Annotated in this window: 1 protein-coding gene; it reads right to left on the bottom strand. The window is 56.8% G+C overall.

Annotated elements, in window-relative coordinates; all coding sequences use genetic code 11:
* Nucleotides 1–34: 34 nt before the first annotated feature.
* On the bottom strand, nt 35–278 hold a 244-nt coding region (locus tag ACEN88_RS35375; RefSeq protein WP_413347072.1), incomplete at its 5' end, for a hypothetical protein.

Below are 278 nucleotides of genomic sequence, written 5' to 3'. Positions count from 1 at the left end.
AGGTTGTTGTCGCCACCCTGAATGGTGTTCCCGATCATTCGGTGAACCACGATGTTGAGCCTACAGCAGATGACCGCGTGATCCGATCACCCGCCAAAATACCTGCCCTCCCCATGCCCAAAAGCGCCATGAAGCGCACAAACTCATCTACCACCGCTGACACCGAGGACGATCCCCAACCGCGCAAGAAGGCCAAAACGGTGACTATCAACGTCAGGAAGAACAGGATCAAGATCATCACCCCCTCGACCTCGTCCGAGACACGGACCGCGGTACAG

This window comes from Massilia sp. CT11-108 (assembly GCF_047302915.1).
Taxonomy (GTDB): Bacteria; Pseudomonadota; Gammaproteobacteria; order Burkholderiales; family Burkholderiaceae_D; genus Telluria; species Telluria orientalis.
The sequence above is the reverse complement of the archived record's forward strand: the minus strand, read 5'-3'. Positions and strand labels throughout refer to the sequence as shown.